The organism is Wolbachia endosymbiont of Nilaparvata lugens, assembly GCF_007115045.1.
Taxonomy (GTDB): Bacteria; Pseudomonadota; Alphaproteobacteria; order Rickettsiales; family Anaplasmataceae; genus Wolbachia.
This window is the reverse complement of record NZ_MUIY01000001.1, coordinates 823,250-837,022: the sequence shown is the minus strand read 5'-3', so window position 1 is coordinate 837,022 and position 13,773 is coordinate 823,250. Positions and strand designations below refer to the sequence as shown.

Below are 13,773 nucleotides of genomic sequence, written 5' to 3'. Positions count from 1 at the left end.
AATAAAGCATACGCGTCAAGTTAAGGAAATAAAGGTATGAAAGAGATAGAATAATAAGGTATAAGTTCTCCCAGAAATACTTTTAGTGAGAGAACCAATGAATAAAATAACTAGCTTATCAAAAAAGCTCAAAGAATTTTTTAATGAAAAAGCAGACAAAATCTCAATTACAACAAGGTTTATAAAAAGAAAGAGAAAGCTAAAAGGTTCATCGTTCGTAAAAGCCATGGTCTTGGGTAATATAGGGGTTGATAATTGTAGCGTAGAAACAATGTGTCAATTACTAAACGAGGACTCGATAGATATAACAAAACAAGGTTTGGATTTTAGATTTACTGAAGAAGCAGTGGAATTTATGAAAAGGATGTATAATGAATCTGTGGTTCTCTTTAAAAATATCTTGCAAGTTAATTGCAAAATCTTACAGCTATTTAATAGTGTTAAATTATTGGACAGTAGCTATATTACTCTACCTAACAATATGGAAGAGATGTATAAAGGTTATGGTACTAGCTACAGTGGCTATGAAAGCAATACTAAGTCTGGAATAAAGTTACAATTAGTTTTCGACTACATGAATCAGATAATAGACCAACTTAATTTAACGGAGGGAGTAAGATCAGACCAGGGATATAGGAAACATTTAAGTAATATATTAAGTAATGATTTGCTAATATCTGATCTCGGTTCAAGTTCTTTTAAACAAATCAATGAAATAGGAGCTTATTTCATAAGTCGTTATAAATCCGATACCAACATATATGATGTAGAAACAAATCAAAAAATGGAGTTATTAGAATGTTTAGAGGATAAGTTATTTTTAGAAAACGAGGTATTGTTAGGAAAAGAAGCAAAAATTAGAGTAAGAATTATATGTCAGAAACTAACTGAATATAGCCAGAAGAAGGAAAGCTAATAGATTAGCAAGATCGCAGATCCTCTAAAAGAAATCAAAAATTGTTGAACTGGTCAAAACTAATATTCCAGAGGATAAAATTAGTGCTGAGCAAGTATTACAGAGTAAGGTGGCAAATTGAGTTATTATTTAAATTGTATAAAAGGCATATCAGACTTAAAAGGAAAGCCATGCAGAGTATTATGTGAACTATATGCTAAATTGTGCGCAATTCTTATATTTCACGGCATAGTTGGTTGCATAGAAGTGAAAAAGAATACAGAACTTAGCTTAACAAAGGCATTTATTGAGCTAAAAAGGCGGGTTAGAGAGTTATTTTTAGCACTAAAGAATAAAGTTAATAGTTTGAAAATTTTTCTTAAAAAGATTACCATAACTTGGTCTCGATTTTCATTAAAAGACAAGTACAGAAAAACTAGAGTATCTACCTTAACTTCCCTGAATTTACTTACAATCTCTTAACTTGACGCGTATGCTTCTTTGAACATTACCAGCTCAAGAGGGCTTAGAGTGGAACTAAAATGCATGGGCTTGTTGATGCGCGTAATTAATTTCTTTTTTTTAAGTTAATTAATGTTAACAAGTCACGTCTGCCTGTCATCATGTTAATACCAAAATATAATGTAAGAGAAGAAATGAGCAGGGCTATGGTTAAATACAACAATTTTTGTTTCTTTCTAAACATGCTTCCATATGAAAAACATATGAGATAAAAAGGCAAACAAAAAGCTAAGAACCTTGACGCGCTTTACATCTTGGTTTTACCTTATTTATAATATAAATCTTACCACCCCTTTTCACAACTTTACAATTTTTATCTCTGTTACGATGAGATTTTAGCGACCCTTTAATTTTCATATCTACAGTAAGAATAGAATTACCTTACATTATTATCACTTACAGCGAGTTAGTCAATTGATTAAATTTTATTAAAATATTGTATAATTGTTGCTGATACTTCTTCGATCGACCTTTGCGTAACATCAATAATTGGCCAGTTATTTTGCTTAAAGAACTCCTCTGCTTCTTTAATTTCCTTTTCTACTTTTTCAGAATCAGCATATATATTATTATCTTTGTTATTAATTGAAGTAAGTCTGTTTTTGCGTATTTCTACTAGTCTACTTGGGTTGATTGTTACTCCTATAGTCAGTTTATTTTTTAATTTTGCTAAGTCGATATAAAAGGGTACCTCACTAACAAAAGGAACATTCGCAACCTTGTAGCCTCTATAAGCTAAATACATACTAGTGGGAGATTTTGATGTGCGTGAAACTCCAACCAAAATTATATCTGCTTTATCGATTTGAATACCTTGTCCATCATCGTGATTGATGGTATAGTTTATTGCTTCAATACGCTGAAAATACTCGTTATTTATTTCAGTATACAGGTCAAGTTTTTCATCCTTTTCAATTTCAAGATAGGATGAGATTTCTCTAATAATATGTGATAATATTGCTCGATATGGAATTTTTAACTTGATACAGTTATCTTTTAGATATTTTCTGAGCCCATCATCAGTAATAGTGCATATAACAAAGTTATGCTCATCACTTTTTCTCTCAATTTCCTCCAGAATTTTATCGATCTGCTCTTCTCCTTTTACAAAAGACCAAACATATTCGATAGTTTCTACAGAACGAAAGTGTTTCAGAGCTGATTTTGCAACTGATATAACAGTTTCACCACTTGAATCTGACACTAAGTGTAGGTTAAGCTTTTTAAGGGTCATCAACGTTATACTAAAAATAATAGCAAGCAATCTGCTACTGAAATTGTGCTAATTTATTATACTACGTAAATATAGAAAAACTATCTTGTTGATAAAACTCAAACTAATTGATAAGTTCTTAACACAATTATTCTCAAAACAAATGTTTTTATTAAAGCCTACAAATTTCACTTCTTTTACTAAAAAAGCTCTACCTTGGCTTGGGGTTATTTGTTTCGCATGTTTTTTAATTGGAATGTTCTTGGCATTATTCTTCTCCCCAGGAGATTATAAACAAGGAGAAATTGTACGAATTATGTATCTTCATGTGCCTTCTGCATGGCTTGCTCTTGGAATATACGGACTTATTGCATTACTCAGTTTCATTTCGTTGGTATGGAACAATAGTGTTGCTAGTGTCTTAGCACATGCCGCTGCTCCTGCAGGGACAGTCTTTTCGGCAATATGCTTAATCACAGGTAGCATCTGGGGAAAAGGAACATGGGGTACTTGGTGGGTATGGGATGCAAGGCTTACTTCAATGCTGATTTTGTTTTTTCTGTATGTTGGTTATTTTTCATTGTCGAGCGCTTTTGATAATCAAGCAAGAGCAGAGAAATCATCAGCAGTATTTGCCATTTTTAGTGCTATAAATATTCCCATAGTAAAATTTTCTGTGAATTTATGGTCTACTCTTCATCAGCCAGCAAGTATTTTTAGAAAAGGTGGAGTAGCAATAGAAGGTTCTTTACTGCTGCCACTCATTGCAATGTTTATATTTTGTACCACACTTTTTTTAGTAGTGTGGATACTTAATGCCCTTCATTTAATTAATTTGCAGAAGATAAAGAGAGAAATCAGCATGCGATATTAGGTATGCAGTTCCAGAGTGTAATGTTGTGAACAGCTACGGAAATTAAAATGTAGAGCAATCATCAGCAGAGACTAAGTGGTATAAAAAATAGCTGAAGAATGTAAAAAAGGAAGTGGTATAGATAAACCTGTTACCGATAGAGAAGGTGAAATTGATACGGGCGAACCTGTTACTGATGAAGGAGAGAATGAAAATGGAGAAATTACATCTCGAAAAGTAACCTCAGATTGTTCCAAGTATGAAAATTGTGGGCCATATTCTCATTTTTATAAAGTTGATAATAAGATAGGTTGTCAAGGTTTTAGTGCATCTGATTTACTAAAGGAATTATATCCTGAGATGTACAGTAATCCTAAGATTGCAAAATATATAGAAGAGGGAGCAAATGGTAATTATGGTGCAGTAAATTTTAAATTTGCCTTTACAGAGGATCTTAATTCAATATCCTGGCTTGGTAATATAGAATGTGAAAAATGTGTCGATGATCAAATAGAGTTAGCGTGTCAAGAAGAAGAGATTAAGAGTTTCTGTTACCCGAACGTTTACCGTAGTAATCCAGAATTCAACAAGAGCTTTTTTTCCAGAGGAGCATGTCCTAATCTCTTTAGAGAGTCCAGTGAAACAAGTGTTGTAAAAGCAAAACAAGTTGCACCATTGATACTTGTTAATACCTTAGGACAAATGATAGATAAAGAGGGTAATAACACTAAAGTATACTATGATGCATTGAAGCGTTATCTAAATGATGATAGTAAAATCAAGGATTGTGGAGATAATCAAAAGTGTAAGGATTATATTCCAATTATGGAGAAAGTTGCATGGAATAGTGATAAGGAAGTACTATTAAAAACTGCTGTTAATAATACGCAAGAAGCAAATCCTTACTATTATGGAAATGAGGATAATTCTACTTCCGTTGAATTTGGTTCTATATAAGGCTGAATTTGTCTAATTTTTTCTACACTAGACACAATTTAGTCGTATCTGAACAAATACATAATCTATATAAAGAGGACGTAGGTACCATCTGTCCTTTTAAGGCATTTATGTCAATGATATGCGTAATCCGTGATTTTAAACATGATGATCCTCCTAAGTAATACAAAAAAACTCAGAAAAATGTACATAGCTATGATAGAAGTTATCTATACATAAGTACAATATACTTTAATTAGAGATTATAAATTAATTAAGTTGAAAAGCCTGCAGACGAAGATAGATTTCGAGCTCTAGAATATCTTCACTATCAAAATAACAAAGCTGTCAAAATTTGTCAAGTAATTTTTATCGCAACTGTACAAACATTGCACAGGACAAATTTAAAATGCTGTAAAATGGTGTCTGTTCAGACGCATGTGAAACCAGTGCTTCTTTTCATCCCACTTCCATACGGCTAAACCCTTTTCATAATCTCCTATCTATCATTTCTTAAACCACTCCCCTGAACGGATACAATTAAATACATTTTTAACATTTTTATAGAAAACTATTAGTATAGATTTGTATGCTGCCCTCATGGCTATTTTAAAATGTTTAATACTCCTTTTCATTATTTCTTGTACACATCTACCTAACAAGCAACATTCTGTTAATATAGACAATTATAAGCACGATTATTCGTTGCAACAATATAATACTCCTTTGAAGAATAACGAACCAGCAATACCAGAAATGATACCTTTACCGGTAGAGTTTCCCGATCTTACAACCAGTAATCAGTTTCTTTCGATTAATGTTGATGAAAAAGTACCAGTAAAGGATTTACTGATTGAGATAGGAAAACTTTCTGACGTTAACTTAGACATAGATTCCAAAATATCAGGTAATATTATTTTAAAGCTAAAAGATAAGAACATAAACGAAGTAATTCAGAATATAGCCAACAGCGCCAAATTGCGTTACTCAATGAATAATGGTGTAATTAGAATTGAACAAGATTTGCCATATGCACAAAATTATTACGTAGACTTCATCAATATTCAACACTCTGCGCAAAGGAGTTTTATCATTGGTAACAATATTACCGACAGTGATGGTGATAGAAACTATATGAAATCTCAATATAGTAGTGATTTATGGAATTCATTAGAAAAAGGCTTAAATGCAATAATGGATGTTAACGGAGTAGATGATGGTGAGTTTCTTTCATCCAACAGAGAAGCTGGTGTCATTATTCTAAATGCTAGAAAAGATATTCACAAAGCTGTTGAAGAATATATTAATAAAGTTAAGAAATTGGCGTCTTCTCAAGTAATGATCGAGGCCAAAATAGTTGAAGTTTTATTAGACGATAAATACCTTTCTGGTATCAACTTAAATGATTTGCATAATGAAACCAAATCTATAACAAATCAAGGTAACTCTATTATTGACCTAGCAATTAACTCTAGTGTGAGTGATTTAGGAGATTTAGTAAAAATTTTAAATAAATTTGGCACTTCAACCGTAATTTCAAGCCCTAGAGTACATGCTATAAATAATCAGCAAGCAATGATTTCATTTACTAAAAACCATATCTATTTTACTTCCGATATACAGAAAGATACCGGAAACTCCAATCATGCCTTAATTACCAAGATGAATAGCACTCCAATAGGTGTGGTGTTAATAATCCACCCAAGCATTAACATTGATACTAATGAAATATTCATGGATATACATCCAACCTTATCAAGAATTAACGATTACACTAAAGACCCAAATATAGAATATGTCGCACAGCAGAATAAAATGAAATTAAATAGTGACATTCCAATTATTGAAACCAGAGAAATGCACTCTACGTTAAAAATTAAGAGCGGCGAAGTTATGGTAATTGGTGGGCTTATAGAGCATAGAAAAGATAACCAAAACTTATTGCATCAAAAGTCAAAAAAACTGGCTAAGACAGTAGAAACCGTCATCTTCCTGAAAGCAACAATCGTACCAACACTTGGTTTATTAGATATAAAAGATAGGAATTTATATATATATTAAACGTATCCGTTCAGGCAATGGCATCAACTTAAGGAAAGATGTTGGGGTTGCTATTATGATAAGAAGAGAGTATCAGAATGATAATTAAGACAGCTTAATCACAAATCTGTTGCAGTAAATTTAAGTTACTTTAGTCATATATTAAAGTTTTTAAACAGGTCTTAGTTTACTTACTTTACTGTTTTCTTTATTATCAAATATTGCTTTAAATAATATGGAGGAGCACATTGTCAGCAATTGCCGTTATTGATTTTGGTTCACAGTTTACACAGCTTATTGCAAGACAAATCAGGGAAATGGGCGTTTACTGTGAAATATTTCCAAGCAATATCGATTTCGAAACAGTATCAAAATTCAATGGATTTATTTTTTCTGGAGGACCGCAATCTGTAAATGACAATTGCTCTGAAGTAAGTGAAGTAGCACATAAAATTATAAAACTTAACGAAACAATAAACACTCCTATACTTGGAATATGTTATGGACAGCAACTCATTTGTCATTATTTCGGGGCAAAGGTAAGAAAAGAATTCAATCAGGAATTTGGCAAAACTAAAATCAAGATACTAAAAGAATCCCCAATTATAAAGGATACTTGGAACGTTAATTCCGAAGTCGATGTGCTAATGAACCATGCAGACAGTGTCGAAACTATACCGCAAGGATTTACTGCTATTGCCTCAGGTATAATAAATCAAACAATCGCAATAATTGCCAACGAACAGCGGAAGATTTACTGTACTCAGTTCCATCCTGAAGTTAAGCCTACGACAAATGGTAGTAAACTTCTCTCTAATTTCTTAGATATTGCAAATTGTGAGAGAGATTGGACAATGAAGTCATTCATTGAAAAACAGAAGGAAAAAATTCAAAACTTAGTAGGGGAGAAAAAAGTAATTGCTGCAGTAAGTGGGGGGGTTGATTCAAGTGTTGCAGCAGTTCTTACACACAAAGCTATAGGAAAACAATTAAACTGTATTTTTATCGATACTGGGTTATTGCGTAAGAGCCAGACCACTGCTATGTTAAAAGAAATTCCAATAAATTACGTTGATAAATCAAACTTGTTTTTAAGTAGGTTAAAGGGAATAACTGATCCGGAAGAAAAGCGAAAAATTATCGGCAATACTTTTATCGAAGTATTTGAAGAAGAGGCAAAAAAAATAGGTGATGTGGATTTTTTAATGCAAGGCACCATTTACTCTGATGTAGTTGAATCAGGGCACGCTTCAGGAAACACTAGTACAATTAAATCTCATCACAATGTTGGTGGATTGCCAGAAAAAATGAATCTGAAACTAGTAGAACCTTTACGCTATCTCTTTAAAGATGAAGTAAGGCTGCTTGGCAAAGAAATTGGGCTTTCAGATGAGATAATATTTCAACATCCATTTCCTGGACCTGGACTTGCAGTGAGGATCATAGGTGAGGTTGATGAAGAAAAGGTACGAATATTACAAGAAATAGATGAAATATATATCAACACAATGAAAAATTATGATCTGTATGATAAAATATGGCAGGCTTTTGCTGTACTGTTACCAGTAAAAACTGTGGGAGTTATGGGAGATAATCGTACATACGGATATGTTTGCGCTTTAAGGGCTGTGACTTCATCTGATGGCATGACAGCTGATGCATTTCCATTTGAAAATAAAGATCAACATTCATTAGTATTTTGGAGGTTTTTGCAAGACGTCAGTAGTATAATTGTTAACAAAGTTTCCGGAGTAAATCGAGTTGTGTATGATTTAACTTCCAAGCCACCAGCAACTATTGAGTGGGAGTAGCAGTAATTTCATTCCAGTTTCAGCTACTCGAATCACACCAAAGAGGCTGCTTGCATAACTCAAATTTTAAGGAAAACTATTTAATGTCATTCCAGCGCGTGACGCTGGAATCCAGAAAAAAAAGAACCAGTGTCAGCTACTCGGATGACATCGAAATGTTCGTACAGATATTCGTCACACACCGGAATAAAAATTAGACTTTTGCCTTGTGCAAAATAATTTCAAGGCCGCATTGTCTTTATTTTGCTTATAGCTTCCACAAGCAATGCAAACATGAATGAAGAATACAAACATGCTTTTGGTAGCTCTATGTGAAGTCCTTCAAGTATTAAATATATACCGATGAGTAAAATAAATAGAATGGCAATTACTTTTAAGCTTGGGCTGGATTTTATTAACTGAGCGGTATAACTTGATGAAAATAGCATTGCTAATATGGAAAATGTAAATGCTATGGCAATGATTATCATATTATGAGTTAATGCTATAGCAGTTAATATTGAATCAACAGAAAAAACTAAATCTATTAATATAATTTGTAGCACAACTAAAAAAAATTGTGATTTAACGTTTGCCTTTGTTTTGTTCTCCTTATGTACAAAAATTTCGCTCCATAACTCCATAGAACTTTTAACAATAAGGAATAACCCTCCTGCAATCATAAGCAAATCTTTTACTGAAATATCTAGTGATACAGAGTGAAATATAGGCTTTTCCATTGATAATATATGTGATATAAAAAATAGTATTACAAAACGCATCAATAGCGCCAAGCCAAAACCTATCAGGCGGGCTCTTTCTCTCAGCAGATTTGGCACCTTATCTATTGCTAGAGAAATAAAGATTAAATTGTCTATACCAAGTATAGTTTCAAGTAGCGTAAGTATCAATAAAGTCCAAGCATCAGCTAGCATTTTCATTCCAAAGTCAGATTTTGTACTTTACAATAGATGTGTAAAAATTAAGTAACTTCAACTAGGTAATTAAAAAACCAGCCTTACCCGGAAAAGAAAGAGGCAAAAGGGCATTTTTATAATAAAAGTACTTTTGTAAGAGAAATAATGAAATTAAAAATCTAACTCTCTTTACGAAAATTTTAATAGATTGCAAAATAGTTGTGCCATGAAAATATATGCCTTCTTTGTAGACTAAGATTTTTCTTTAAATTAAGATAGATACACGATAAAAGGAACATATGACAAAAGAATCATTAGCAAAAACTGATATAGTAAAAGTTGAAGATAAGAAAGCACCAAAGGGCTTTTTTAAAATATTAGGTGAAGTAGCAGATGCTGTAAGGTCATGGGTTGGCAATATTGGCCCTGATTTAAGTAGTAGTCGCGATATCGATAGTTTAGTCTTGAAGATGAACGAATGCTTAAACCCAAAGGGGGGTGAAGTCTCAGCACGTAAGAACACCGTATCTCTCGGTAATTTGTACTTGAGTTTATCAGAGGAAGGTCAAATAAAATTTTTACAAACCCTGGCAGAAAAGTTCAATCCGGACAAAACGAAAATAGATGAAGAAATAAAAGTATATAAGAAAAATCAAGATTCTGAGTCGAGCTATAAGTTTGAACAGGATTTAATAAAAGTCCTTGAATCACCACGCTCTAAAATATTGAAGCAGTTTATCTCCTTGCCGGAGGGTCTTAAGTTTATTGTTGATATGCGTTCTGATGTACTCAAGCTGAAGAATCAATATAAAAGTCTAAGTCCACTAGAAAACGAATTAAAAAGTATACTTTGTACTTTGGTTGATGTTGATCTACTTGATCTTCATCAAATTACCTGGAATTCACCTGCATCATTGTTGGAAAAACTTATAAAATATGAAGCTGTACATAAAATTTCCTCTTGGGGTGATTTAAAAAACAGACTAGATTCTGATCATCTCTGTTTTGCTTTCTTTCATTACAAAATACCAAATGAACCTTTAATTTTTGTAGAGGTTGCACTGATGAATGAGATTGCAGATAGTATTCAACACGTTTTGGACGAGTCAGTTCCTTCAAGTGACCCAAGCAGTGCAAGTACTGCTATATTCTATTCAATATCAAACACTCAAACTGGTTTATCTGGAATTAGCCTCGGTAACTTTTTAATAAAGAGAGTCGTAGAAAAACTATCGCAAGAATTTAAAAGCGTAAAAGTGTATGCAACTCTTTCTCCAGTTCCTGGCTTTACAACATGGCTAAAAAATCAAGACGTAGCTTTATTAGGTAAGCTTAATATAAAACAATCAGGTACAGAAATTTTAGAAAGCATAAAAACTAACATTGAATGCGAAAAAAAGTCCCTACTGAAACTGTGTGCACATTATTTGCTAAAGGTTAAAAGCAGTGGTGGGGGTGCTTATGATCCGGTAGCACACTTTCATTTAAGCAATGGTGCATCAATCAAACAAATCAACTGGATTGCTGATACTTCTGAAAAAGGCATTAGTCAGTCAGCCGGAATTATGGTGAATTATCTCTATGAATTGCCTAAAATAGATCACAATCATGAAAATTACATGATTAATAAAGTGATTTCTCATTCAAAAAAAGTGTCATCTATGTTGAAGGAATAATAAAAAATATATTGAAAATTTCCTAATGTTTACATATATGTATTAGACAGTTTTATGAGGTAAAGTGTATGATTTTGGAAAAACTTCAAGATATCACAAAAGAACTAGAGAAGTCAATACAGAGCAAGTCGATAGTAAAGTTGCCTGTATCTGATAACTTAGTTAATGATATTAGAGAAAGTCTAGAGTTAATTAACAATGATCATAGTGAAAAAGAAGAAATAATAAAAAAGCTTCGGTATATTTATAAATTGCTTACAGATGAATTTGATATTATTGAGGAGGATTATTGGGATAGCTTGAAACATTCTTTAGCTAATAGTCAGTCTTTGAGTGATAAGTATAATATCAAAGTAGCTTATGAGAATTTAAAGATAGTGGTAGAAGCTTTAAGGCTACTTGTTGGTGATAACAGCGATATAGAAAAAATACGTAACCGAGCTATGTTACTCCAGGAAAAAATGCAACAGCAACAAGATGCAGCAAAGCAAGAAGAATTAGAAAAGAAATCTAAAGAAGAATTTAGCAAGTACGTAAATGGTACTATTGATGGAATATCAATTGAAAAACATAAAGATCTTGATTCTTTTTATGCAAAAATCACGCTAAAAAATGACAACAAAAGCACAGATATTAAAATAAGCGAGTTTTTAAATAATGATTTTTGTAAAAAAAACAATATTGCTGGTTTTCTTATTCTAAATAGCAACCAGGAAAAAACTATCTATGGCTTTGTAGATAAAAAAGTGAGGTATTATGATTTAGGTGCTACAGTTCAATATGGAATAAAGTTTAACTGGTATGTAGATGGAAAGGAATGTAGCATTACATTAGGTGCTAACAGTGATGGTAGTATTAGAATAATAAGTGATAGACCAACTGATGCGGATTTAGAAAAAAATAAAGATGTAAAGATTAAAGTTGGTAATGCTTACCTAAGCCTTGCTGATGCAGTAAAAATGTGTAGACAGCAAGAAGATCCAAGTAGCACAGTGAAGCAAGCATCAGCTAATGAGCATTGCCGTCCATTGGCAAGGACAGCTTAATGTTTTTAGCAAAGAGAGATATAAGTAATTGCTCTTGTAATACTTAAAATGTAAAATAGATCTACTTAAATAAGTAGATCTATGAACAATATAAGAAATTTTGCAATAATAGCACATATAGATCATGGGAAGTCAACTCTTGCTGATCGTTTGATAGAAGAATGTAACGGTCTTGAGACAAGGGAAATGACCAATCAGGTACTTGACTCAATGGATATAGAGCGTGAACGTGGAATTACAATCAAAGCACAAACGGTAAAACTCAATTACACTGCAAATAATGGTAATAAATATTGCCTCAACCTCATGGACACACCAGGTCATGTTGACTTTTCATATGAAGTCAGCCGAAGCTTAGCCGCATGTGAAGGCTCACTTTTGGTAGTAGATAGCAGCCAAGGAGTTGAAGCTCAGACTCTGGCAAATGTCTACAAGGCAATTGACAATAATCATGAGATAATAGTTGTGCTTAATAAAGTCGATCTTCCTGCTGCAGATCCAGAAAGGATAAAGCTTCAGATTGAAGAGGTAATCGGAATTGATGCAACTGAGTCAATTTTGATATCGGCAAAAACTGGTCTTGGGATAAAGGATGTACTTGAAGCTATAGTGACAAAACTTCCCGCTCCTCAAGGTGATACAAATGCTCCACTGCAAGCAATTTTAGTTGATAGTTGGTATGATCCTTACCTAGGAGTAGTAATTTTAGTGCGAGTTAAAAATGGAGTACTAAAAAAAGGCATGAGAATCGTTATGATGTCTAATAATGCTACATATCAGGTCGATAATATCGGTATTTTCACTCCTAAAAAAGTTATGACTGGTGAACTTTCAGCAGGTGAAGTTGGTTTTATAACTGCTTCAATGAAAGAAGTAGCAGACTGCAAAGTAGGAGACACTATTACTGAAGAGAAAAGGCCGTGCAGCAAGGCATTACCTGGCTTTAAAGAAGTACATCCTGTAGTATTTTGCAGTATTTTTCCCAATAACACAGATGATTTTAAATATTTAAGGGAAGCACTAGAAAAATTACATTTAAATGATGCTAGTTTTACATTTGATGCTGAAACGTCAAATGCCCTAGGTTATGGATTTCGTTGCGGTTTCTTAGGAATGCTACATCTTGAAGTCATTCAAGAAAGACTCGAAAGAGAATTTGATTTAGATCTAACAGCAACTGCACCGAGTGTTATATATAAAGTTGCAACACAAAATGGTAAAGTTTTAAATATCCATAACCCAAGCGATATGCCAGACCCTACAAAAATTGAAATAGTGGAAGAACCGTGGATCACTGCAACTATAATGGTACCTGATCAATATTTAGGAGAGATTCTATCTCTGTGTGAAGAGAGGAGAGGAGAACAGCAGGATTTATCTTATGTTGGTAATACGACAACAGCACTACTGAAGTATAAATTACCGCTGTCTGAGGTTGTTTTTGATTTTTACGATAGACTAAAATCAATTTCCAAGGGATATGCAAGTTTAGATTGGGAAATATCCGATTATCAGGAAAGTCAGATAGATAAATTAATTTTTTTAGTTAATGGAGAACCTGTGGATGCGTTAGCCTGCATTGTTCATAAAAGCAGGGCAGAAAAAAGAGGCCGCGAAATATGTGCACGTTTGAAAGACTTGATACCACGCCAGCAATATAAAATCGCGATTCAAGCGGCAGTAGGCGGAAAAATTATTGCTAGAGAAACGATTAACCCGTATAGAAAAGATGTAACAGCCAAGCTCTATGGTGGAGACGTCACACGAAGGATGAAGCTGCTTAAAAAGCAGAAGGAAGGTAAGAAAAGATTGCATTCTGTGGGAAACATAAACATCCCACAAAATGCTTTTATTGAGGCTTTGAAAATAAATGATTAATATATAT

General features: G+C 33.1%; 10 protein-coding genes and 1 pseudogene. 8 read left to right on the top strand and 3 right to left on the bottom strand.

The annotated features are described in order from the left end of the window. The first annotated feature begins 85 nt into the window (after window positions 1-85). Window positions 86-1,378 (top strand): annotated as a pseudogene (locus tag BWZ41_RS04260) (IS4 family transposase). A gap of 267 nt (window positions 1,379-1,645) precedes the next feature. Here BWZ41_RS04260 and ykgO read toward each other — a convergent pair. Both ykgO and BWZ41_RS04250 read right to left on the bottom strand, forming a co-directional pair. Further along, the gene (gene ykgO / locus BWZ41_RS04255; RefSeq protein WP_143689518.1) at window positions 1,646-1,774 is read right to left on the bottom strand and encodes a type B 50S ribosomal protein L36; all 129 of its coding nucleotides are present in this window, start codon (window positions 1,772-1,774) and stop codon (window positions 1,646-1,648) included. Between the two features lie 61 nt (window positions 1,775-1,835). Beyond that, window positions 1,836-2,651: a pyruvate, water dikinase regulatory protein gene (locus BWZ41_RS04250; protein WP_143689517.1), complete on the bottom strand. Its 816-nt coding sequence runs from the start codon at window positions 2,649-2,651 to the stop codon at window positions 1,836-1,838. Between the two features lie 142 nt (window positions 2,652-2,793). Between BWZ41_RS04250 and ccmC the strand changes: the two genes are divergently transcribed. The 4 genes from ccmC (at window position 2,794) to guaA (ending at window position 8,270) form a co-directional block, all read left to right on the top strand. After that, window positions 2,794-3,504 (top strand): heme ABC transporter permease CcmC, encoded by a 711-nt coding sequence (gene ccmC, locus BWZ41_RS04245; protein ID WP_143689516.1) that lies wholly within the window; start codon window positions 2,794-2,796, stop codon window positions 3,502-3,504. Between the two features lie 339 nt (window positions 3,505-3,843). Continuing rightward, window positions 3,844-4,440, top strand: a complete 597-nt coding sequence (locus BWZ41_RS04240; protein WP_241653902.1) for a hypothetical protein — start codon at window positions 3,844-3,846, stop codon at window positions 4,438-4,440. A 564-nt stretch (window positions 4,441-5,004) separates the two neighbouring features. Beyond that, the gene (locus BWZ41_RS04235) at window positions 5,005-6,480 is read left to right on the top strand and encodes a type II secretion system protein GspD (RefSeq protein ID WP_177429455.1); all 1,476 of its coding nucleotides are present in this window, start codon (window positions 5,005-5,007) and stop codon (window positions 6,478-6,480) included. A gap of 227 nt (window positions 6,481-6,707) precedes the next feature. Next, window positions 6,708-8,270: a glutamine-hydrolyzing GMP synthase gene (guaA, locus tag BWZ41_RS04230; protein ID WP_143689514.1), complete on the top strand. Its 1,563-nt coding sequence runs from the start codon at window positions 6,708-6,710 to the stop codon at window positions 8,268-8,270. 221 nt (window positions 8,271-8,491) lie between these two features. On the opposite strand, the gene BWZ41_RS04225 is transcribed toward guaA, so the two are convergent. Beyond that, complete coding sequence (locus BWZ41_RS04225) at window positions 8,492-9,184, bottom strand: TerC family protein (protein WP_143689513.1); 693 nt, start codon at window positions 9,182-9,184, stop codon at window positions 8,492-8,494. A gap of 281 nt (window positions 9,185-9,465) precedes the next feature. On the opposite strand from BWZ41_RS04225, the gene BWZ41_RS04220 reads away from it, so the two are divergent. The 3 genes from BWZ41_RS04220 (at window position 9,466) to lepA (ending at window position 13,766) form a co-directional block, all read left to right on the top strand. Further along, window positions 9,466-10,842 carry a malonyl-CoA decarboxylase gene (locus BWZ41_RS04220; RefSeq protein WP_143689512.1) on the top strand — a complete coding sequence of 459 codons (1,377 nt, stop codon included), beginning with the start codon at window positions 9,466-9,468 and terminating at the stop codon, window positions 10,840-10,842. Between the two features lie 68 nt (window positions 10,843-10,910). Beyond that, complete coding sequence (locus tag BWZ41_RS04215) at window positions 10,911-11,888, top strand: hypothetical protein (protein WP_143689511.1); 978 nt, start codon at window positions 10,911-10,913, stop codon at window positions 11,886-11,888. An 81-nt stretch (window positions 11,889-11,969) separates the two neighbouring features. After that, window positions 11,970-13,766 carry a translation elongation factor 4 gene (gene lepA / locus BWZ41_RS04210; protein WP_143689510.1) on the top strand — a complete coding sequence of 599 codons (1,797 nt, stop codon included), beginning with the start codon at window positions 11,970-11,972 and terminating at the stop codon, window positions 13,764-13,766. Window positions 13,767-13,773 lie beyond the last annotated feature (7 nt).